The sequence below is a fragment of the Paenibacillus sp. H1-7 genome, from assembly GCF_022354825.1.
In the GTDB taxonomy this organism is placed as follows: domain Bacteria; phylum Bacillota; class Bacilli; order Paenibacillales; family NBRC-103111; genus Paenibacillus_S.
The window spans coordinates 8,003,248-8,026,956 of sequence record NZ_CP031168.1; the positions used below are offsets into that span (position 1 = coordinate 8,003,248).

Genomic DNA, 23,709 nt, shown 5'->3' on the forward strand with positions numbered 1-23,709 from the left:
GGCCTCTCGCTTCTACTTCTCAACCGCTTCCCGCATGCCTCCCTTACGCCAGGACAACACCCTCCTCTCCAGCAGCTTCACCAGGTAAGAGAACAAGCTGTATTCCAAGCCAATCAAAATAATGGCTACGAACATATTGGAAATTTTGAAATAGTTCCTTGCATCGACGATGATATACCCAAGCCCCGATTTGGCCCCCATCATTTCGGAGACGATCAGTGCCGAGAAGGATAAGCCTAGGCTGACACGCGCTCCCACGATAAAATTCGGAATGGCCGAAGGGATCATCACTCTGGTAAACACTTGCCTTTGCGATGCGCCCAGGCTAAGGGCCGAACGAATCAGCGTAGAGGGGACGGATTTGAATCCGTCTACCGTATAGACAAGGACGGGGACGAATGTTGTCCAAGCGATAAGCAATATTTTCGGAAACTCGCCGATACCGAACCAAATAATGAAGAGCGGGAGCAGAGCCAAGGCCGGGATGGGGCTGACGAGGTTCAAAATCGGTGACATCCACCGCTCCACCCCGCGGAATTTGCTCATAAGCACACCTGCAATAACCGCGAACAGACAACCGATGACGAAGCCGGCCGCTATTCGGATCGTGCTCGAGAGGATGCTCTCCGTAACAAGTCCCGACTTCGTTAACAGCCAAGCATCCTCCAGCACCAGCGTCGGCGGGGGCAGAAACAACGGATTGAACCAAGCCATCGTTTCGTTAAGCCGGGCGAACAGCTCCCACCCTATGAAGAAAACCAGGAACGGAAGCACATTCCATTGATCCCGGATGCCGGGTCCTTTGCGTTTTCCGGGCACTGCCGTTTGCGGGCCTGAAGCCTTCGCCTCGATCAATTTGTTGTCGGCAGCGGCCGTCACTGGCGCCTCATTCATCGAAACCCGCCCCCTCTTCGTCCTTCATTAAAATTCGTTCGATCCTGCGCATCGCTTCTCCGAATCCAGGCGAATCGAACGTCCGCGGATGCTCGATCCCGATCGTGAACATATCCGCTATTTCCCCGTCTTTCATGACGACGACGCGATCGGCCAAATATACCGCTTCGCTGATGCTGTGCGTCACGAACAAAATCGTCGGCTTCAGCTTGTCGCAAATGCGCCTCAGCTCCCGCCTCATCATATCGCGGGTCAAAATATCGAGCGCGCCGAACGGCTCATCCATAAGCAGTATTTCCGGGTTGCTGGCGAGCGCCCGCGCGATGCCGACCCGCTGCTTCATCCCTCCCGACAGCTCTGCCGGATAATGATGCGCATAAGCGTCCAAGCCGACAAGGCTCAGAAATTCCTGCCCTGTCTCGCGGGCCTTCGCTTTGGGCACGCCCTGCACCTCAGGTCCGAACGAAATGTTCTCCAGAACCGTGTACCAAGGAAACAGCGCATGATCCTGAAACACCATGCCCCTCGATTTGGAAGGACCTTGAATCCGCTCCCCGTCCACCGTAATTTCCCCTTCATCCGGAAGCAGATAACCCGCCACCATATTGAGCAGCGTAGATTTACCGCAGCCGCTGTGTCCCAAAATGCAAATAAATTCCCGGGAATACACGGTCAAATCGATCTGCTTCAATATGGTGCGGTCTCCGAAGCTTTTTCCAGCCTTTTGAACCGTCAGCTTCATGTCCCCTTCACTCCTCTGTTTCTCATTGTCGCTAACGTTGTATGCAAGAGCCGCCGCACATCCGATACGAGATTGTATACAATCCACGGCATGACAACCTTGCTTGATTCACGCAGGTACAACCATCGTTGTTTCCAAGCTATTTATTGGCTTATTTCCTCGCTCCCGCATACCCGAAGGACCTGAAAATATCCGCAAGCGAATTCGCCGATCCCTCCGTTTGTTCAAATTCCAGCGACGCCTCGATTTCCTTCAAATGATCGACCATCAGCCGTTCCGCGGCCAATGCATCGCCCTGCTTCATGACAGCTAATATTTGCCCGTGATCGTGGCAGTACACCTGCTTCCTCAAGCCATAAAACGCTATGATGACATAGGTGAGCGAGATGAGCTCCTCCAAATACCTGTAGTAATAATAGTTGCCGGCCAGCTCGCCGATCCGCAAATGAAAGTCGCCCGTAATCCTGAGCGCGCCGAGGGGGTCGCCCTGTCTATGGGCTTCATGCTCTTCCTCCAGCATGGAACGGAGCTGTTGAAACTGCGCTTCCGACAAGGTCCCGCACACCTTCTTGATCGCGGCGGCTTCCAGCACCCTTCGCATTTCGAATACTTCCCTTGCCTCATGGATTGTCGGGCACGAGACGAACGTCCCTTTATACGGGATGACCGTCACCAGCTTTTCGCCTGCAAGCCTCCTCAGCACATTGCGCACCGGGGTCCGGCTGACGCCGAACGATTCCGCTAGCACATCTTCCACCAGCTGCATATTGGGACGAAGCTTTTGTTCGATGATGGCGTCTTTGACGGCCCTGTAAATGTCGGCCTCACTTGCCTGTAGCATGGGCGCTTCTCCAATCTTTGAGATGGATTAGTGTAACACCATGGTATTATCAATTACCTTTTATGTAAATATAGTTACCATTAAAACAGCTGGTTTTTGTTTTCATTTACAAACAATCGCTGAGTTTTTGTAAAAAATAATAAATAACGAGGCAGGATACTATTTTTATGTAATTTTATATAACATAATTGTGACCTCTCACCAATTTGGCAACGCACGGCCACCGATAGAAACGGGTTTGCTCGGAATAACAACCCCACAACTTTGCGTGGAGCCCCGATTCTAAATTCTATATAGGCAAAAAAAGACCGCCAAGGTTTCCCCTGACGGTCTTTCCAGCAGCATTTTTTGCTACTTCATATCAAAATCGCACTCCTCCAAACGGAGCACCTTCGTTTTATGCTTCCACTTGTAACCGAGCCAAAGAGCCAAAAATAACGGAATCCCGACGTACGACGCGAACAAATACGGCCAATCGATCGTTCCGTCTTTAAAAGCGCCCATACACTGACCGACAATAACAACAAGGCAGAGAATTCCGGCCAAAATCGGTCCGAACGGGAACCATTTGGCACGGTAAGGCAGATCCTGCAGAGACTTCCCTTGAGCGATGTAAGCTTTGCGGAAGCGGTAATGGCTAATGGCAATGCCGACCCAGGCAATAAAGCCCGACATCCCCGAGGCGTTCAAAAGCCAAGTATACACTACCCCATCGCCGTAAAAAGACGACAGGAAGGCGAACATTCCCAAAACGGCGGTTGCGATCAAAGCGTACACCGGCACGCCCCAGCTGCTCAGCTTGGACAAGAAGCGCGGCGCTTTCCCTTCTTGCGCCAGCACCCACAGCATCCGCGTCGAGGCATACATCCCCGAGTTGCCTGCGGAGAGCACCGAGGTCAAAATTACAGCGTTCATAATCGACGCGGCCATGCTCAAGCCCGCTTTTTCAAATACGGTGGTAAAGGGGCTCATCATGATTTCGTCACTAGACAAGCTTTCCGTCGTGTAAGGAATAATCAAGCCGATTATCAGGATGGCAAGCAAATAAAACAGCAAAATGCGCCAAAATACAGTCCGGATGGCGCGCGGAACGTTTTCCCGCGGGTTTTCGCTTTCCCCTGCAGCCACTCCGACCAGCTCGGTTCCCTGGAAGGAGAAGCCCGCCGCCATGAACACGCTCAGAGCCGCCAAAAAACCACCATGGAAAGGAGCGTCGCCAAGGGTCCAGTTACTAAAGCCCATAGGCCGCTGATCGCTGGACCAAATGCCGACAATCATGAGCAGACCAATGATGATGAACACGATGACGGTGATGACTTTGATGAGCGCGAACCAAAACTCCGTCTCCCCGTAGCCTTTGACCGACAACAGGTTCAAGGCCGTCATTAACGCGAGGAACAGCGCGCTCCACAGGAAGGACGAGCTGTCCGGAAACCAGAACTTCATAATTAACGTTGCGGCAGACAGCTCAGCGGCGATCGTAATCGCCCAGTTATACCAGTAGTTCCAGCCGAGGGCGAATCCTAGGGCAGGATCTACAAACTTCGTAGCATAAGTGCTGAATGTGCCGGAAAGTGGCATGTAGGTCGCCATCTCGCCCAAGCTCGTTACAAGAAAGTAGACCATTATACCAATGGTCAAATAAGCGAACAGAGCTCCGCCCGGTCCGGCGGTATGAATGGCTCCTCCGCTGGCAAGAAACAAGCCCGTTCCGATCGATCCTCCGAGGGCGATCATCGCCATATGGCGGGCTTTTAAGCCTCTTTTTAATTGTCCTTGCTCCAAAAAGAACACTCCTTTATAATCATCAAACCGCGTACCGGCGGCACTTTATGGAAACAAAGCGAGCCTGCTCGGCCCCCATAGGAAGCCATGCAAGCCATGCGGTTCACCTAATAGTTTAAATGAGCTTTGCAACCAGCACACCGAGACACACAGCATCTAGCATAAGGCTGTTGAACACAGATTTCAACGACAAATTTTTACATTTATTCACAAGCTGAGCTCTTTTTTCTCCCCCTCGGTAAAACGGTTACTGTTTACGCCAAGTTGGAGCTGATCTCTACTATATTTTACCTCCTCCCGCTCCATTCGATTCCTTCAAAGGTCCTTGAAATAAAAATGGAGCCAGCCTCGGGATTCGGTCCCGATGAGCTAGCCCCATCTTCGTGAGATTACATGAATTGTACTGCTTTTAGTAAGCGATACAGCATCGTTGCCGCTTCAGCGCGGGATGCGGATTGGGCCGGGCGGAATTGGCCCTGGCTGTCTCCTTCAATAATACCCGCTTGAACGGCTTGCTTCACCGCTTCCGTTGCCCAAGTGGAAATGTCGGCTCCGTCCGTGAAGGATACGCCTTGCCCTTGCTTGTCGTTCGGCTTGGCTCCCACATACGATACGGCACGCATTACCATCGCGGCGAGCTCCTCTCGGGTCACGGTCTGATTCGGACGGAATGTCCCGTCATCGTAGCCTTCGATCAGCTTCGCCTTGTAGGCTGTGTTCACCGCCGCGGCGAACCACTGCCCGTTCATGTCGCTGAACGGTGCCTTGTCTTTGGCGTCGCTCAACCCCAGCGCTCTGACCAGCAATGCCGCCCACTCAGCTCGGGTAATGCTGCCGTTCGGCTCGAAGCTGTCCTTCGAGCGCCCTTGGATAATCAGCTTCGAAGCGAGCGTTTCGACCGTTGGCTTGGCCCAATGACTCGCCATGTCGCCGAATGCAATATGGCTGCTCAAGACGGTGTAGAAACTTAAGCCTTGACGTTTCAACTTCGCAACCGGTTGGCCGTCGCGCATCTCGAACACAGTCGGAACAAAGCGGAATTGTTGAGACGTAGGATCCCACCATACTCCCGTAGCCGTATTCGGATCCGCAGCCGCCGTAAGAGGCAGTACTCTTACGATATAGTTTTTAAAGCCGTCTGTATTGACCAATTTCCCTTGACCATCCACTATATTAATGAAAAAATCAAGCGGTTTGGCCAGCTGCGTGCTTCCCATTTCTTTCATCGCCGCAGCAAATTGCTGCTGCTCGTTTTCGTTTGGTTCCCGGATGCCGATTTGTACCTTCAAGCCCTCAGCGGGGATACCGAGGAGTTTCGCTAGAGTCTGCGGATCCATGGTGGCAAGAGGAACCTCAATCGTTCCCGCTGCCGTTTGGAACGCAACCAGCAGCTCCGGATTCAACGAGAGCAGGCTGCTAATCGTTGCCGCCGACAGCTCGGCGGTTCCTGAAACGGATGCCGTGTTCAGGACGACGACGCCTTTTTGAATATCTTCAACCGATATGCGTTCGGTCTCGGTCTTTCCATCCCCGATGATAATAGGCACGGACACTCCGTTATCAGGAGTCGGTGTGCTTCCTCCGGAAGACGAGCCTGAGCCGCCTCCGCCTCTGCCATAAACGACTACTCTGGTTGTTGTGGAGTAGCCCCCGTACGTTGCCGTAATTACTGTGTCCCCTGATTGTATAGCGGTTATAACTCCATCCTTGCCGATAGAAGCTATCGAAGGATTCTGCACTGTGTATGCTGTCAATCCGGTTACATCGACCGCGCTATTGTCCGACAGCTTCGCAGTGACAACCGCTTGAGTCCGTTCACCGATTCTGGAGGAATACTGCTCTTGGCTAAACCGGATTTCCTTAATATCGCTGCCTACCAGAACCACTGTATGTGCCAGCAGTGTGCCCTGCACGCTGCCGTATGTTGCGGTCAGTACCGTCTGGCCGGACTGCTTGCCGTAGACCGTACCGTTAGCGTCAACAGTCGCTATCGAGCTGTCTCCGATATGGTACACTACGCCGCTCGTTAACGGATACGTGCGTCCATCATACGTAACCGATACTACAGTAGCTTGCGATTGGCCTACCGAGACATCGTAAGTTGCTTTGCCGAACGACATGGTCATCGGACCTTGCGGCGCAGGATTTACAATGATAGTGGCTGTCGCGGTTTGGCCGCCATAGCTTGCCGATAGTTCAGCCACTCCTGGACGCAACGCTCTGATAACTCCATGAGAGTCGATTTCAGCGATAGCCTGATTGTCGATGGCATAGATCGCATTGGCTGTAACATCCTGATGAGCCCCATCAGTATACACGGCCGTCACTTTCGCTGTCTTCGATTGGCCCAGTTCGATCTGATACGACGGTGCATCCAATGTAAGCTTGGACAGCTGGGTATCTACGATAATCGTCGTAAGCGCAGTTTGACTGCCATAAGTTGCCTTCAACACGGTCGTTCCTTGCTTGATGCCTGTAACGGTTCCTGTACTACTGTCGACACTTGCGATAGCACCATCTATCTGATACGTCACACCGCTCGTGATGTCGCTTGTGCTGTTGTCGGAGTAGTTCCCCGTCAGCACAGTAGGCTGCTGCTGCCCAGCTTGAACGTTATAGGACGACTGCTTGAATTGAATGGATGTCAGTACCGGCAAGTTGACTTGCAGCGTCAGCTGCTGATCCTTCGTAACTCCATTGCCATCCGTTACTCGAACCGTAAAGGTTTTTGCATCTTTTGTGGTAGGTATACCTGCAATCGCGTATACATTGTTCGATACTTTGGCTAAGACTAAGCCATCCGGCAGATCGTCGCTGACCTTGGTCCATGAGTAGTTGCCGTCGCCGCCTGATGCCACCAATGTTTCACTGTACGACATGCCAACGGTTGCATCCTTCAGCGTGGTTGTCTTAATCTCCAGAGCAGCGTTAACCTGCAGTTCTATAAATTGTGTAACCCAAACGCCGTTACCGTCGGTTACTGTTACAGTAAAATCAAATGCTCCCGCTTCTGTTGGTGTCCCGCTAATTTTCCTCTGAACGATGTCAAATGTTAGCCCGGCAGGCAAATCACCTGAGAAAGCCCATGTGTACAACCCGTTACCTCCAGCCGCTGTGAAGGTTTTATCAGGATACGAGATCCCTACCGTTCCTTGTGGGAACGCAGGTGCTGTTATGATCAGCTGCGGATTGATCTTTAGAGTGAAATTTTTCTTAACCGTAATCCCTGCACCATCAGTAACTTGCACTGTAACAATGCTTGAGCCTTCCGTTGCCGGTTTGCCTTTAATCTGTTGCGATGCAGCGTCAAACGTTAATCCAGAAGGCAAGCCGGCTACAAACCAGGTGTATGTCGACCCGCTGCCGCCGGTAGCCGTGTAGATTTGTGCCGGATAATCTGCGGATACCGTTCCATCTGGCAATGCACCCGTTCCTATCACTAGCTCTGGATTTACCTTTAGCGTTACATTTTCTGTTGTCGCCACGCCGTTACCGTCGGTAACCCTTAATTGAACTGTACTGTTGCCTTCAGCAGATGGTCTTCCAGTGATCTTCTGAACTACTGTATCGAACGTAAGTCCAGCAGGCAATCCACTAATGATAGACCAAGTATAGGTTCCGTTACCTCCGCTAGCGCTATAAGGCTTATCCACATAGTCTACATTCACAGCTCCATCCGGCAGCGATATGGTACTAATCGTAAGCTTTGGATTTACCATGATCGATATTGGTTTCGTGTTGAATACGCCATTACCATCCGTCACTTTAACAACAAAGCTGTTCGTTCCGGCTGCAGTCGGCGTTCCGGAAATGGTAGCCGCCGTCGTTGCTCCTGCCAACTCTGTACCGAATTGAAGACCAGCTGGCAAATTGCCTTCCAGCGTCCAAGTATAGACCCCATTGCCGCCAACGGCTGTAATTACCTGCTTCGTATAGCCTGTTGTCTCCGTACCTTCCGGCAGGCTCTGAGTAATTATACTCAAAGCTAGGTTGATCTCCACCGTGTAGTCTTTCTTCGCTTCGACCCCGTTGCCGTCCGTCACTACTACAGCAAAGTCAAATGTTCCGGCTGTTGTCGGCGTTCCGCTAATCTTACGCTGAGCAGCGTCAAATGTCAGCCCAGCTGGGAAATTACCGGTGACCGACCATGTATACACTCCGTTACCGCCTGCGGCAGTAAAGATTTGATCAGTATAGGAGGTTCCAACCGTACCTTGCGGCAAGGTTGGCGCCGTCATAACCAACTCCGGATTCACCTGGATCGTGAACTCCTCCGTTTTCATAACGCCATTTCCGTCAGTCACTTGTAGAGTGAACGTTTTAGGGCCTGCCTGTGTAGGTACACCGGTTATTGCAGCTCCATTCAGTATCAAGCCATCAGGCAAATTACCGGCTACTGTTGTCCATGTATACGTTCCGTTTCCGCCGCTTGCTGTTAACGTCTCGCTATAGCTCTTCGTCACCGTCCCTTGCTTCAAGGACGTGGTATCGATCGTCAGCTGCGGATTCACAGTCAAGTCGTAAACCTTAGTAGCGGACGTTCCATTCCCGTCAACGACTTTGATCGTGAATCTGCCTACTCCTGCAGTCGTCGGCGTTCCGGCAAGCTTCCGCGTAGCAGGATCGAAGGTTAATCCAGCTGGCAGGTTGCCCTCTACTGACCATACATAAGCTCCGTTACCTCCTGTAGCAGTGAACGTCTGCTCATTATATGCAGCGCCTACTGTACCTTGTGGCAGCACAGCTGGAGCGTTCATGATCAGCTCAGGATTCACTATCATTGTGAGAGGTACAGTCGCTTTAACGTTGTTTCCGTCTGTAACTTCCACAGTGAAAGGAACCGTTCCAGCTGCCGTAGGTTTGCCCGTTATTATCCCAGTGGAGGCATCCAACGTTAACCCGTTAGGCAGACTTCCTACCGTTACAGCCCACGTATAGCTTCCATTGCCGCCCGCAGCCGCCAGCTGCTGTGAGTAATCTACATTCACCGCTCCATCCGGCAGCGATACAGTACTTACTGTAAGCTCTGGGTTGACCTTGATCGTCAGACCTTTCGTTGCTTTAACGCCTTTCGCATCCGTTACCTCTACGGTGAAAGTAAATGTATTTGCCACAGTCGGGGTACCGCTTACTACGCTGGACGCACTGAGGGTTAATCCTGTAGGCAGGTCCCCTCCTGCCATAGCCCAACTGTAAGGCGATTGTCCTCCGGAAACCTCTAGCGGTGCCGACTGGTACGATTTATTTACTGTTGCTTCCGGCAAACTCTCCGTGGTAACCGTTGGCTTTGCGATTACCGTTGTGAGATCGCTTGCCGAGTTGTTCGTTGTATTCTGATCCCCGCCACCTGAAAGCGTGGCGGTATTCGTCAAGCTTGCTGGAGCGCTATCCGCTACGTCTACGGTCACCGTAATGTCCGGATAGCTCGCACCAGCTCCCAGAGCATCCGAACGGGTACATTGCGAACCCGTCACCGAACATGTCCAACCGGTACCGACCAAAGACTTCAGCGTTAACCCCTGCGGAACCGCATCTGATACCGTTACAGTGCCCGATGACGCCACACTTCCGATATTGCCGACCGAAATCCGATATTGGCCGCCGGTTTGTCCCTGCGTAAAGTTCCCTGTATGTACCTTGCTGATGGTCAAATCCGGCAAAGGAGGCGCAGTCACCGTTAACGTGAAAGAGTTCGTTACCGTGCGCTTCACTCCTGACGTTTCGCTATCGACCTGCACCATGATGACGGCCGTTCCAGTTTGATTCAAGGCCGGCGTAATTGCCAAGGAGCGCGACGAGCCTGTTCCCGTAACGGTGATACTTCCATTCGGAAGCAGCGCGGAAGTCGGAGAGCTCGCCTGTACATTCGTTACTTTCGCCTCGTCTCCTACAGCTAACACGATTGTCTTCGTCGTATTGCCCTGCATCGACTGATCCGGCAGCCCCTCATAGGCTCCGATATCAACGCTGCTGCCCGTTTGGCGTGGAAAACCGCGCTGATCGAACAGATCCGACTGCGCATTATTGCCCTTATCCCGCGCCGGGCTGTCGGGTGCCAACGCGTGAGTTTCGGCAAAGCCTCCATTGGCTTGAAGTCCCAAAAGTCCCGGGTTCGCCACATTCAACAGGTTGCCCCCGGCTGTCGATAGCCCTCCCGATCCGCTACCGAACAAGTTATTGGTACTTTGCGTAGCAAACGCGAGCGAGCCGGAGACCGCTACATCGTTTGCTGCAGCTGCCTTCATGTTACCGGAGACAATCGAATTGTGTATAATAGGAGACCCTTTATCCAAATAAATCCCGCCGCCGTCACCGTTAGCGACATTTTGATAAATCGTGGCATGGTTGACAGTCGTCGTCCCTGCATAGTTCGAAACAAGCAGGCCCGCACCTTTCCCTGCCGACGTATTGCCGCTCAGCGTCGTATTCGTTAGGGTGGCCGCTCGGTTCAAATGAATCCCGCCGCCTCCACTGAATGCAGAGTCCGTACCGTCAGCGCGATTCCTAGAGAAGGTGCTGCCTGTGATCAGTACACTCCCTAAATTATTTGTCATCCCCTCAATGGCTAAACCACCGCCAAGACCGCTTCGTGCCGTGTTCCCGTCGATCGAGGAATGGGTAATCTCCACATCCATATCGCCTTCCAGGAACATGCCGCCGCCTTTTTTTTCAGCCTGGTTGTTTTGAATCACAGTGTTGCGAATATACAGCTTACCGCCTGCTTCCCCTGCTACGTTGAGGCCTCCGCCGTACAAAATGTCTCCTGTAGTTGAGTTGCCGGTAATAACGCTGTTGGAGATTGTAAACATTCCGGCAGTGTTTATGAATGCGGAAATACCTCCGCCGCCATACTGGTCACCATTTGCATAGGTAGCCGCCCCGTTGCTGATCGTTACCGACTCAAGTGATATCGTATACGCGTTGTCCATGAGCGGATTAATATCAAATATTTTTTTCTTGGCAGCTCCCGGTTTGTTGCGTATGATCGCTTTGGCCGGATCGCCGCTTTTCCCAACGATCGATATGCTGTTCTTGACCTCCAGTACGCCTTGCTCCAGCTCTACCGTTCCGTCCGGTATCACAATCGTATGAGGACCGGGAGTCGTGTTCGCCTTGCTAATGGCAGCGCGCAGCGTACATTTGCCGGGCTGTGCCGGATCACAGATCGCCGTCTGCCCCGTTCCATCGGTGAAATTGTCTATTTCAATCGTCGCAGCCGAAGCATAGGAGGCAAAAAATAAAGATGATAGTACAACCATCATCAGAAGTCCGGCACGGACAACAAGCCTCCCGGCCAGCATCCGAAGACGCTTGCCGAGCTCCCCTATACGTGAAACTCCTTCCATACGCATCCCCTCTTTCCAAAAACAAATTAGTCAAATCCGCAAACCCGGTTTAAGGTCTCGGAGGGAAAATCCCCTGCAAAGCAATAATGTACGTTACCTTCAAATACGGCTGCATATTATTGTGCGGCTGACTCCCACCAGAAATCAATATCGCGTCTGCCCTCATAGCCACCTGTTTCGACATCGCGCCGTAAGCTTGCCCTGTTAATCGTCCCGGCGTATTAGCCCATATCGACCCTTGGACCCCATTGGAATCGGAAGGAATACCGTAGTTGACCTGATGATTATGGGACGGCATCTCGCTATTCAACAGCGTGACGTCCTTATCGCCCCCAGATTCCCCTAAAGCTCTTGGAGTAAGACCCGGTCCTTGTCCGGGATGCATGGGTACTTTGCCCATAAGATTCGGCAGTCCGAACGTTGTTTTTCCATCGCCTCCATAATTGACTCCAAGCAGCGAAAACAAAGCCGTATTTTGGGATATTGGCATCAGCTGGCCATTGCATAGTGCCCATCCTTTTGGTGCAAAGTTGCCAGCAAACATTCGGATTTCGGCAAGAAACGGATCCGACATGTTCATCCCCTCCTTTAACTAGTTTCTTGAAGGAAAAATACCTTGAAGTGCAATACAAATATTCAAAGTCAAGTAAGGCTGCATATTATTGTGCGGCTGGCTTCCTCCAGCATTTCGAACCGCCTGCTGACTCAACAGGACATCGCCTGTGCTGTTATTGTAAGAGCTTACGGCCGTCTTCGCCCAGAGGTTGTTCGCCGGCGTCTTGGAGGCCGCGTTATCGTCGCTTCCATATACGGGATGCGTGTGCGACGGCATTTCCGATAGAATCAGCGTATGAGCAACCTCACCGCCCATTTCACCATGGGTGAATTGTTCGCCTACATGAAGCGGCACCCTTCCCCGCAAATCCGGAAGCGCAAACGTTGTCACGCCGTCCCCTCCATAATTCGTACCTAATAAAGCAAACAAAGCTTGGTTCTGAGCAATGGACAGTATCTGACCATTACATTGCGCCCATCCTTTAGGTGCAAATGGAAACGAAAAAACGGTGATTTGACCTAAAAACGGCTCTCCCATAAAATGTCCCCCTTAGAGTTCGAGATGCAATTTCATGCTAACCTTGACTCGGAAATATCCCTTCCGTAGCTATAATAAAATGGACACATAAATACGGCATCATATTCTCATGAGGCTGACTTCCCCCGGTAATTCCGACAGCAGCAGGATGCATTGTTCCAGGAATCGTCGTATCCGCTCCAAACTGGTCAAGAGTCGAATTCGCCCATACGGCGTTGTTAGGCGAGTTGGTATCTCCCTGCTGGGAAAATGCTCTCACGGTATGACTGTGAGCAGGGATCTGCTGTGTCGTGAGCGTCACGGTTTCCGTTCCTGCCGCTTGTCCAAGGGCGTAAGTACCGCCAGCGCCGGTACCCTGATGAATAGGAAGACGTCCCCGCAAATCAGGCAGTGCAAACGTATTTACTCCGTCTCCGCCATACGTAGTTCCAATTAATGTGTATAACGTACTATACTGGGCGATCGAAAGGAGCTGCCCGTCACACTTCAACCAGCCTAACGGTGCGAAATTGCCCCCAAACATCCGAATTTCACCTATAAACGGATCAGCCATCATGTATCTCCTTCTTCCCTATCCAGTTTTATCATCCTTCAATGAGCCTGTTAAAAACGATCTCATACAAATAGCCGTCCTTTTCCCGGCCAATAGGAACCATGAACAGCACAAGCTCCCCCAACTCCTCATGCTGCATCCGGTATAGCTGCTGCGGCAGGAACAGGGTTGCCGGTCCGGTAAACAATAGAGAAAATTGCTCTATTTGCGGTGAAGACGTTGTATTCTCCACCTTCACCAGCTGAATGGTGACGGCTCCTGCTTCGGTCTCCACTTGAAATAAACTATGCAGCGCCCGTTGAAAGTCCGCCAAGCTGTCTTTTGCCAAAGTACATCATAACCTCCTTTCTTCACTAGAAATGTGTCGAGGCCGGAACCCATTTCATTTCGCAATACATGGAATCCAAGCTCACCTGCTGAAATCCTAAACGTTCATACAGCTCCTTGGCCCGATTCGCCGTCTGGACATGCAGAATAATCGGCTTGCCGCATTGTTCGGCTTCTCTCTGAAGCGACTGCATGAATGCCGATCCGTAGCCCCTATTCCTGTGTTCAGGCAGCAGCGCAATATCCACCAGCACGATAGCATCATGCTCACGCGCCACCAGCAGCTTGCCGATCCGCCTCCCGTCTTGTACAATCAGCTGCACCACGGCTTCCGGATACCGCGACCGGTACGATTGTTGTTGAAACCGATACTGCATATGTAGAAAAGCTTCCAGCTGCAGGGCATCCCAGCCCCAACCGCTCACCTCCTCCTGTCTCGCACCGGCATACACCGCCAGCAAAAAAGGCTCGTCCTCCGGCATGGCGTCCACGACTTCAAGCATGACAACCCTCTCTTCCGTACCCGTATATGCCCGGCAAATCAAAGAGCGAAGAACGGCTTTCTCCCAGGTACCGTCAGCATCTTTGACGCAGGCTGTCTATTTCTCATCATATCATTTTGTGCTATTTTAAAACTATGATTCTTTCAAAAAAAATTTGTGAAAATTGATACCGTTCGCTAGAAACTACCTTCACGCCGCAATAGTTAGCCTTATAATAGAGTTATCAGTAAAACTTGAATAGAAGGAGCCCCTTCATGAGTGTAAAAAAACCGATTTCCCGCCGTACCTTCCTCGCCTATTTGGGTACCGGCGCAGCCGCCATTGTCGCAACGTCCACAGGTCTCGGAGTCTTGCCGGGGAAAGCTCTTGCAGCAGATCCTCTGTTTTCGTTTCAAACCAACAAAATTTCGGACGCCTTCCAGCCTATCGAGCCTTCCGACAGCGATGAGCTAGTACTCCCCAAAGGGTTCAAAGCCTATGTGCTGGCGGCCTACGGAGATAAAATCAACAGCAAAGGCGACACGTTCGGGTACAACAACGGGTATACCTGCTTTTTCCCGATAGAAGGCTCCAGCGTCAACGGCCTGCTCTTTGTCGGCCATGCCTCCATTCATTCCGTGCTGATGCACGGTAAAAAGCCGCAGGGCCAGCCAAGCGCGGAGCAAATCAAAGCGGCTCTAGTGAACCAAGGCGCCTCGGTCATCGAAGTATACCGGGATCAAGAGGGAGTCTGGAAGATGAATACGGATTCCATCTATGCCCGACGGATGACGGGATACGATCCTATCGAGCTGACCGGACCGGCCAAAGGCTCCAAAGCCGTTCATGGCGCGTCCAGAGTACAAGGGCTATTAGCTGGAGGATCGGGTACGCGAACGCTGTGGAATACGGTTTTATCGTTTGAGGGCGACCATACGGAAGCAAGTCGCGATGCCGGCCTTCCTTCGGAGCAATACGGCTGGGCGGTCGAAGTTGACCCGTTCGACGCCAAATCCGGGCTGCGCAAGCATACCGCGCTAGGCCGGTTCAAGCATGGCAGCGCCGCGATGACGCTGAGCAAGGACGGCCGCGTCGTTGTCTATATGGGCGGAACGTCGCAGCATGGGTGCATTTACAAGTTTGTCAGCAAAGGGACGTATGCAGCCTCGGCGGGCAAACGAAATGCCGACTTGCTGACGGACGGCGCTCTCTATGCCGCCAATCTGGAAACCGGCGAATGGGTCGAGCTAACGATCGACGCCGTGCAGAAAAAGCTGAAGGATAGCGACTTTCAAATCCCAAGCCCTCTGAAAAAAATAAAAGAGGTGCTCACAGGCATGTTCAAGGAGCAGGCCGATGTCCTGACGCATGCGCATGAAGCGGCCATCCTTCTCGGCGCGACGCCGACGGATCGCCCTGCCGGCCTCGCGCTGCATCCGGCCGACCATTCGTTATACATAGCTCATACAAGCCATTCGCGGCACGGCAACATCCACGGGCACTTGACCCGGCTGGAGGAAGCGAAGGGCGATGCCGCTGCAGCCGCGTTCGAATTCGACACGGTCTCCTACGGCGGCCGGCAGAGCGGCTATAGCGCTCCCGGCGCGATCAACTTCGACAGCAACGGCAATCTGTGGCTCTCGTCGGACATCCAAGCCGACAAGCTGAACCAAGGGTCCGTTGCCTCGTTCAAAAACAACGGACTATATTTGCTTCAGACGTCGGGAAGCAAGAGCGGTCCGGCCATGCAGTTCGCCTCCGCACCGATGGAAGCACGGCTGACAGGCGCGAGCTTCGTTCCCGATGAGCGGACGCTGTTCTTGTCGGTACAGAACCCCGGAGACGGTACCGCCGACTCCGCACAACCGACAAGCCATTGGCCGCATCGGTCGAACGGCAAGCCACTCCCGGCTGTCGTCGCGATTAGCGGGTTTAATTATTAATCTTTTTAAATACAGACAAGGGCTGTTCTCTTGAAGCTTACACGCTTAAGAGAACAGCCCTTTTTTCGTACCATTGGCAGCAAATCCGACTACACCTGCAGCTGCACACTTCCGTTTCTAGACTCAAACGACTGCACGCTTTCCAGAAACCGGTGCATCGTCCCGCTGCTCAGCGAATCGTGACGGCGGATAAACACCGTCTTAATACGGCTGTATTCGTCGGGAAGCGTAAAGCAGCGAACGCCTCCCCCGGCTTCCAGCAGCGATACCGTCGATTTCGGGACAAGGGAGATGCCGAGTCCGGAGCTTACCATCGCCAGGATCGTCTCCAGTGTCCCGAACTCCATAATTTTCACCGGCACGACTCCCTGCTGCCCGAGCCATTGGATCAATCGGGCCCGGTAGCCGCATCCCGACCGAAATACGAGCAGCGGCTTCGTCGCGCACTGCTCCAGCGTCGCGAACGATTCGTCCGCCTTCGCGATCAGCACAAGCTCATCCTCGACCAGCTGGTCCTGCACCAGCTCGGGATGATGGATCGGGCCGGTCACGAACGCCCCGTCCAGCTGATACTGCAGCACCTCGCTCATCAGCTTCTCCGTAACCCCGGTAACGAGCGACAAATCGACGCGAGGATATTGCTTGCAATAGTCCGCGAGCAGAATCGGCAGGCTCGACACCGTTTCGACCGTACCGATAAGCAGGGGGCCGGAAGGATCCTCTTCATCCTGAAACGCATGCTTCATTTCGTCCATCAGCATAAATATTTTTTGCGTATATTCCAGCAGCTTGCGTCCGTCCGCGCTCAAGGCAACGCCTTTGCGGTGCCTGTGAAACAGCGTCGTCCCGAGCTCCTGCTCCAGCTGCTGAATACGGCCCGTCACGTTGGACTGCACGTAGCTCAGCTCCCTCGCCGCTTTGCTGACGCTGCCTTCCTGCGCGACGGTTTGAAATATTTTCAAGTCGTTAATATCCACTTGCAGCCTGCCCTCCCAGTCGCACACATCCATTTATAGAAACCTTATGCTCAATTCATCTTCATAATATCAATTCTACTGATGTTTATGATCATTTTCAATCATTTTACATGATATAAATTTCGGAATATGATAGAACCCGTGTGAATTGAACGTACGACAACTGGAAGAAGGTAGGATGGCACCGTGCAAAAAGACCGTGTTTTGAAAGGCGTTTTGATGTGCTTGTTAGCCAGCGTAGCGTGGGGAGCCATGTTTCCTGTAGCGGAGAGCGCCTTTACGTATTTGGATCCTTTTTATTTTTCCGTAATTCGCTATTCTTCGGTTTCTGTCATTTTGCTTGTTTTGCTCTGGATGAAAGAGGGCAGACAAGCGCTTAGCTTCGGCGGTCAAGCCAAATCGCTCTGGTTTTTCGGCACGATGGCTTTTACCGTATACAATCTTCTTGTGTTTTGGGGGCAAAATCAGCTTGGAACGTCGGGCGTTATTCTTGCTTCGGTCAGCGAAGCGTTAATGCCGATCATCTCCGTGCTGGTGCTCTGGATTTATAAACAGCGCAAACCCGAAGCGCCGACCATTCTCTGCATTGCCGTTGCGCTTATTGGCTGCGTGATGGTGATTACCAAAGGCGATCTGAGCGCCTTCATGGTATCCGGCGGAGGCATGTTCCCCGTACTGCTTATTTTTCTCGGCGTATTGGGCTGGGTCATCTATACGATCGGCGGCAGCCAGTTCAAGGACTGGTCGGTTCTGCGCTACTCCACGCTTACATGCGTGCTGGGAACAGCCACTTCGGCCGTTATCGTGCTGATCCTTACGGCGTTTAACGTACTGCAAGCACCTACGCTGCAGACCGTATTTAACGCGGGCTACGAGCTCAGCTTCATGATTATTGTAGCGGGCCTTCTCGCCCTGATCAGCTGGAATGCGGGAATCAAGCTGCTGACGCCGATCAACGGCATCCTGTTCATTAATTTCGTGCCTGTCACAACCTTTGTCATAACCGCGCTTCAAGGTCATAAGATGACCGTTTACGATATCGGAGGCACGCTGTTGATTATGGCCGCTCTGATCGCCAACAATGTGTATCAGCGCAAACGAAGCGGACTTGCGGCTGCCGGAGCCGCCCATTAATGCGGCAGACTGCCTCAACCAACGGCAACCCGCCATAGCACTACTGTACATTCAGCGCATTAATATATGCAAAAAGCCGCAATTTGAACCCGATCCGTTTCTTGCGGCTTTTTTTGTTGCAAACACTGTCTCTACCAGCTACCCCGCGATCATGTGGATGCCACTGACTTTTCTGTTGTCTATGCAAATAAACTTCAGACCGAAGTTTTTGCTTTTACCTAGTCTGAGCCTGAGCCTTCCTCCCGCCAAGCCATTCCGTGAACAAAGCGTAATCCTCCTCCACCTGATGCGCGTAAGAGATAGCCCAATGGGCGATATAATCGCAAAACGCGTCCGTATCCGAGCCGATTGCGAGAAGAATCTCATCCTCGCTGTGGTAGGACATCAGCCCGTGCTCCATATCCGCATCCGCTCTCCCATGAAGCTTCGCCGTGATCCGTCCCATACATTCCAGCACCGGCAGCAGATCTTCCGTCCCCGTCAGCTTGTCCGCTTTCAGCCGCTTCTTGTAAGGAGACCGCTCCCGTACGTAAAAATCGCGGTCATCCATCGTCAAATAGCCTAAATACGGGTCCGCCTCGTGATGCATCGACTGCTGAGTGGTGATAACCCGCTTGCCCTGATGGCCAAAATACGTCCAGAACGATTCGTTGTAAGGCATAAAGTATGCCGGTACCGGGACCCGTACTTCCTTCACCTCGATGATAATATCGTCCAGCGCGTGCTCGCCGCCTTCGCCCTCAATGAGCACGTAAAAACGGTCCAATCCGATGGACGCGGTACCCGAGCCGTGCTTCACCGCCACGTCCTTGATCGAGTAATACCCGTCAGGACGCTTCGTGCTCTCCGCGAGCGAAGCCAAGTATTGCGGCCAGCTCTCCTCCAGCTTGCTGCGTTCCTCCTTCGTAGGCGGTACGATCTCCTCCGATTTCGTAAACCGTCTTGCCGAGCGCGTCAACGTTGTAACCCCTTCTAGAAACTGCGATGCCAGCCGCTTCTCCGTCTTTTTTAACAGCTTGCGGATCGGCCCTGTAGTCCTATCCTTGTCGAAGACGAGCGTCCGCGGATCATCCTTGCGCTTCGCAAACCGTCGAATCTGATTCACGTACGCCTCCAAATACGTAGTGATCGCATTCTTCTGTCCGTCCTCTTCGATCTGCTTGGTCCGGCACACCATCGCTACGCTGACCGACATCCTAAGCAAGTCGTACAAATAGGAGCCTAGATAGCCTTCGTCAAAATCGTTCACATCGTATACGATCCGGCCTTCTTCGCTGCGGAACGCCCTGAAATTCTCGAAGTGCAAATCTCCTTGAATCCACGTCGGCCGCTCCGGCGAGCTGTGGTAAGGAAACCATTCCCGGCTCACGTCAAAATAAAACAAATACGCGCTCCCGCGGAAAAACGAAAACGGGCTTCCCGCCATCTTCGCGTACTTTTGCAATCGCTTGTCTTCCGGCAGCCCCATCAGCTGTCCGTCGAACTCGTCGAGGACGCTTGCCAGCAGCTCTTTGCGCAGCCGTTTCTGCGTAATCCGGACGCGTTCCGTAAGCAGCTCCGTCTTCATGGGCAGTACCTCCTCTATTTATCCCAAATTGTATATTTTCCCATGTTAGCCTACACGCCAACGACGTGTCAACGCGGCTTCCAATCCATTCCGGCAGCCGTGCCGTACCCATTTTTTCAAGCTATAATTATCCGAATCCGCGTCTCTAAAATATTGCCATAGTATTGCCAAAAAGGGGCGATTGTACCATACGACAAAAAAACTGCTTCCCCGAAAACCGGAGAAGCAGCTTTGTATCCTATTCTTATTTCGAAGCGTTGTAACGGTCGTACACGCCTTGGTAAATTTTCATCATTTTATCGAGGCCCATTTCGTTCAGCTTCTTCACGTAATCGTCCCATTCCTTATCGATGCCGCCGGACATCATCCATTTCGCGGACATTTTGCTCACATATCCGTCGATATCGGTCAAGTAACGGGAAATCTGGTCATTTTCCTCGGCTGTGAAATACGCTTTAGGGAAGCCGTTGTTCACCAGGAACGGAGCGTACACGTTATCAACGTCCACCTTCGTTCTCTTGCCCGTAGACGTAACGACCTTCATGTCCTGCACCGCTTTGCCTAAGCCCCATACCGAGTAAGCCGTAGGAGGCACTTTCTTGAATTCCTCCTCCGTCGCGTTCGCCGGCAGCGGAATTTCTTCGAATTTGCCGTCCGGACGCTCCTTCAGGCTGTCGCCTCCGATGACGCCGCTGCTGAATTGAAGGGAAATTTTCGGATCGAAGGAGTAGTCGATCCAACGCATCGTAGCTTCAGGGTTCTTGTTCACATTGGTAATGGAGAACGAGCCTCTCAGCAAAATGCCCGCCGGATAGTCAGCCCACACCGGCTTTTGGCCGTTTGGCCCTTTCAATGGAGGCAGCGACACATAATCCTGGTTGGTCGGGTTCCAGTCGAACGCCACGCCTACGATGCCTTTGCTCGTCTTCGCATTGAACACCTTCGCGTCCTGCGTGAAGCTCTCCTTGTCGGCCAAGCCTTCGGCGAACAGCTTGTTCACGTATTGAATCGCATCTTTAAATTGCGGCTGAACAGCCGTATAAATGACTTTGTTGTTTTCCACGGACAAATGGTTATGTCCGACCTTGTGAATGTCGCGGTCGATCACGCCGAAGGCTCCGAACAGCGCGTTGATATCGGTATTGCTTCCGTTATTTTGCACGAAGGACAGCGGAATTTGATCCTTTTTGCTGTTGCCGCCCAGATCGTTATCCCGGAACGCTTTCAACGTCGTATACAGCTCGTCGGTTGTCGTCGGCATAGGCAGGTTCAATTGATCGAGCCACTTTTTGTTGATGAACATCGTCGATTTGGTCCGTGCATAGGCCTCGTTAATAGTCGGCAGCGAGTAAATGTGGCCGTCCGGAGCCGTCAGCTGTTTCCGGTACGTCGGATTCTCGTCGAGCAGCTTCTTGATGTTCGGAGCATATTTATCGATAAGCCCTTCAAGCGGGATCAAAATGCCCTGCGAGCCGTATTTGACGATATCCGTATCCTCGCTCAAAATACCGTGACCGTAAAAAGCGTCAGGCAGCTCGCCGCCGGCGAACAGCAGGTTTTTCTTATCCTGCCAGCTGCTTCCCGGAGTCAGGTTCCAGTTGATGTGGATGTTCGTTTTCGCTTCGATATCCTGGAACAGCTTGTAGTCGTTCAAGTCTTTGCCTGAAGGCGGCTTGAAGCCCGCGAAGTTCAGCGTCAGCTTCTCCTTGGCGATAGGAAAATCGGTCGCGTTGATGTTGCTCGGCAGCTGCCCCGTCTTTTGGTCATCGCCGGCTGGCGCACTTTTGTCCCCTCCGCAGCCCGTTAATCCGAGAGCTACCGATAGCGTTAATGCCGTTGCGGCGACTGGCCATTTTCTGTTTTTCATAAGAACTTGTCCCCTCTCTATTTCTCCCTGTTATATGGTTGGCGGAAAAACCGCATTTTACCCTTTCAACGAGCCTACAAGCGCGCCCTTGACGAAATAACGCTGCAGGAACGGATACAATACGAGCACCGGCAAGCTGGATACGATAATAATACCGTATTTCATCAGCTCCATCCGCTTCTGCTGCTGTTGTGAGCCGTCGACCATATCCTGAAGGTCCGAGCCTTCATTCATGATGAGAATGTTGCGCAGTATAACCTGCAGCGGCTGCATATCGTTGCTTTTCAAATAAATGAGTGCTTGGAAGTACGAGTTCCAATGACCTACCGCATAAAAGAGCACCATAACGGCCACGATCGGCATAGCGAGCGGAATCGCGATTTTGAAGAAAAACTTCATGTTCGTACAGCCGTCCAGCATCGCGGACTCTAGTACTTCGCCCGGAATATTGGACTGGAAAAACGTACGCGTAATGATCACGTTAAAGACGGAAACGGCATTCGGAATGACCATCGCCCAAATCGAATTGAGCAGCCCCAAATCTTTGACCAGCAGGTAGGTCGGGATCAGACCGCCGCCGAAAAACATCGTGAAGACAAGCAGAAACATAAATACGTTTCTTCCGACCAAATCGGTCCGCGACAGCGCATAGCCGGCCGATACTGTCAGCACGACGTTGATAGCCGTTCCGACTACCGTATACAGCAGCGAGTTGCGGAAACCGAGCCAGATCGAGGCTTCGGACAGCAATCTTTTATAGCCGTCGAGCGTAATCTGTTCGGGGAAGAACAGCAGCTTGCCGGAATAGACGAGATCCGGGTCGGTGATGGAAGCCGTCACTACGAAATACAGCGGATAAATGACCAGCAGCAGCAAAATGGATAAGAGCGTATAGTTAGTTATATCGAAGGCGACATCGCCCTTGGTTCTTGGCAGTTTCATCGTGTCACTCCTTTACCATAAGCTGGTCTGCTTAAGCGATTTGGCAATTTTGTTGACCGAGATCAGCAGGATGAAGTTAATCACCGTGTTGAACAATCCGATCGCTGCAGCATAGCTGTATTGCGCCTGAACGAGACCGGCTTTGTAGACGTACGTTTGAATCGTTTCCGATGCGTCGACGTTAAGCTGATTTTGCATCAGGTACACTTTTTCGAACCCGACGCTCATCATATGGCCCACGTTCATGATCAGCATAATAATGACGGTAGGCATAATCGAAGGAATATCGATATTCAGCACGCGCTGGAGCTTCGATGCGCCGTCCACAACAGCCGCTTCATGCAGATCCGGATTGACCGCCGTCAACGCAGCCAGGTAGATGATCGTCCCCCAACCGACGCTCTGCCATACGCCCGACAAAACGAAGACCGTCTTAAACCAGGAAGCTTCTCCCATAAAGAAGATCGGGTTGATGCCGAACAGTCCGAGGAACGTATTGACGGCGCCTGTCTTCGGCGACAGCAGCAGGGAGACGATCCCGACCACGACGACCGTAGAAATAAAATGCGGCGCATACGTAACCGTTTGCACGAACTTTTTAAATCGTTCGCTGGTCAGCTGATTGATCATCAGCGCCAAAATAATCGGAGCCGGGAACGCTACCAGCAGCTCGTAAACGCTGATTCCGATCGTGTTCTTAATGATTGTGCCGAATTGATACGATTCGAAGAACCGTTCGAAGTTGTCGAATCCTACCCATGGGCTTCCGCTGTAGCCTTTGATCGGATTGAAGTTTTGGAATGCGATTTGCAGACCGTACATCGGAACATAATGAAAAATAATAAAGTAAGCCAGCGTCGGGAGCAGAAGCAAATACAAATCGTAATTGCGAATAATGCTTTGCATTTTTTTCGCCCATGCCGATTTCGAATTCTGTCCCTTTCTTTCCATCATGAGTCCGGTGCCGGCCGTGTTGGTTGATTGTGCCATGGAATGACGTTCACCTCCGCGTGGATGTTGGATCTTGCTATTTTGGTGGGGTGACATGGTAAAACCCGATTTGGACTTGCCCTTTCGGCGAAACCGGTGAAACCGCTTAACCCTCGTGTGACTTAATTAAACAACGGACAGTTCGCCGATGTATATAAGCGAGATTCGCCATGAACTATGCGAAAATTGATATGCGGTGTTTTTACAGGAGAATCGGTGAAAATTG

17 protein-coding genes and 1 pseudogene are annotated in these 23,709 nt (G+C 52.1%); 2 read left to right on the top strand and 16 right to left on the bottom strand.

Annotation, left to right across the window (positions count from 1 at the left end):
* Positions 1-12 precede the first annotated feature (12 nt).
* The 11 genes and pseudogenes from DVH26_RS35350 to DVH26_RS35395 form a co-directional block, all read right to left on the bottom strand.
* Positions 13-894: an ABC transporter permease gene (locus tag DVH26_RS35350; RefSeq protein ID WP_239630269.1), complete on the bottom strand. Its 882-nt coding sequence runs from the start codon at positions 892-894 to the stop codon at positions 13-15.
* Complete coding sequence (locus DVH26_RS35355; RefSeq protein WP_239630270.1) at positions 887-1,636, bottom strand: ABC transporter ATP-binding protein; 750 nt, start codon at positions 1,634-1,636, stop codon at positions 887-889. The genes DVH26_RS35350 and DVH26_RS35355 overlap by 8 nt, the downstream gene beginning before the upstream one ends.
* 151 nt (positions 1,637-1,787) lie before the next feature.
* On the bottom strand, positions 1,788-2,477 hold the full coding sequence (locus tag DVH26_RS35360) for a GntR family transcriptional regulator (protein ID WP_239630271.1): 690 nt from the start codon (positions 2,475-2,477) through the stop codon (positions 1,788-1,790).
* A 351-nt stretch (positions 2,478-2,828) separates the two neighbouring features.
* Positions 2,829-4,220, bottom strand: a complete 1,392-nt coding sequence (locus DVH26_RS35365; RefSeq protein ID WP_239635598.1) for an amino acid permease — start codon at positions 4,218-4,220, stop codon at positions 2,829-2,831.
* A gap of 431 nt (positions 4,221-4,651) precedes the next feature.
* A complete protein-coding gene (locus DVH26_RS35370; RefSeq protein ID WP_239630272.1) occupies positions 4,652-11,608 on the bottom strand; it encodes a putative Ig domain-containing protein in 6,957 nt (2,318 codons plus the stop codon).
* Between the two features lie 49 nt (positions 11,609-11,657).
* A complete protein-coding gene (locus tag DVH26_RS35375) occupies positions 11,658-12,182 on the bottom strand; it encodes a phage tail protein (protein ID WP_239630273.1) in 525 nt (174 codons plus the stop codon).
* 18 nt (positions 12,183-12,200) lie between these two features.
* Complete coding sequence (locus tag DVH26_RS35380) at positions 12,201-12,554, bottom strand: phage tail protein (protein WP_345774084.1); 354 nt, start codon at positions 12,552-12,554, stop codon at positions 12,201-12,203.
* An 18-nt stretch (positions 12,555-12,572) separates the two neighbouring features.
* Positions 12,573-12,701, bottom strand: a pseudogene (locus DVH26_RS37190) (phage tail protein); the annotation flags it as partial.
* A 37-nt stretch (positions 12,702-12,738) separates the two neighbouring features.
* On the bottom strand, positions 12,739-13,254 hold the full coding sequence (locus DVH26_RS35385; protein WP_239635599.1) for a phage tail protein: 516 nt from the start codon (positions 13,252-13,254) through the stop codon (positions 12,739-12,741).
* Between the two features lie 31 nt (positions 13,255-13,285).
* Positions 13,286-13,582 (bottom strand): DUF6916 family protein, encoded by a 297-nt coding sequence (locus DVH26_RS35390; RefSeq protein WP_239630275.1) that lies wholly within the window; start codon positions 13,580-13,582, stop codon positions 13,286-13,288.
* 25 nt (positions 13,583-13,607) lie between these two features.
* Entirely contained in the window at positions 13,608-14,084 is a 477-nt protein-coding gene (locus tag DVH26_RS35395) for a GNAT family N-acetyltransferase (protein WP_239630276.1), read from the bottom strand.
* 254 nt (positions 14,085-14,338) lie between these two features.
* Between DVH26_RS35395 and DVH26_RS35400 the strand changes: the two genes are divergently transcribed.
* Positions 14,339-16,006 carry a PhoX family protein gene (locus tag DVH26_RS35400; RefSeq protein ID WP_239630277.1) on the top strand — a complete coding sequence of 556 codons (1,668 nt, stop codon included), beginning with the start codon at positions 14,339-14,341 and terminating at the stop codon, positions 16,004-16,006.
* Positions 16,007-16,095: 89 nt separating this feature from the next.
* Here DVH26_RS35400 and DVH26_RS35405 read toward each other — a convergent pair whose 3' ends face one another.
* Positions 16,096-16,983, bottom strand: coding sequence for a LysR family transcriptional regulator (locus DVH26_RS35405; RefSeq protein WP_239630278.1), 888 nt, complete (start codon positions 16,981-16,983; stop codon positions 16,096-16,098).
* A 186-nt stretch (positions 16,984-17,169) separates the two neighbouring features.
* Between DVH26_RS35405 and DVH26_RS35410 the strand changes: the two genes are divergently transcribed.
* Positions 17,170-18,117, top strand: a complete 948-nt coding sequence (locus tag DVH26_RS35410) for a DMT family transporter (protein WP_239630279.1) — start codon at positions 17,170-17,172, stop codon at positions 18,115-18,117.
* Positions 18,118-18,331: 214 nt separating this feature from the next.
* Here the strand turns inward: DVH26_RS35410 and DVH26_RS35415 are convergent, their stop codons facing one another.
* The 4 genes from DVH26_RS35415 to DVH26_RS35430 form a co-directional block, all read right to left on the bottom strand.
* Entirely contained in the window at positions 18,332-19,684 is a 1,353-nt protein-coding gene (locus DVH26_RS35415; RefSeq protein ID WP_239630280.1) for a DUF2252 domain-containing protein, read from the bottom strand.
* 244 nt (positions 19,685-19,928) lie between these two features.
* Entirely contained in the window at positions 19,929-21,551 is a 1,623-nt protein-coding gene (locus tag DVH26_RS35420) for a type 2 periplasmic-binding domain-containing protein (RefSeq protein ID WP_239630281.1), read from the bottom strand.
* Positions 21,552-21,608: 57 nt separating this feature from the next.
* Positions 21,609-22,493: a carbohydrate ABC transporter permease gene (locus DVH26_RS35425; RefSeq protein WP_239630282.1), complete on the bottom strand. Its 885-nt coding sequence runs from the start codon at positions 22,491-22,493 to the stop codon at positions 21,609-21,611.
* 12 nt (positions 22,494-22,505) lie between these two features.
* A complete protein-coding gene (locus DVH26_RS35430; RefSeq protein WP_239635600.1) occupies positions 22,506-23,444 on the bottom strand; it encodes an ABC transporter permease in 939 nt (312 codons plus the stop codon).
* Between the last annotated feature and the right edge of the window lie 265 nt (positions 23,445-23,709).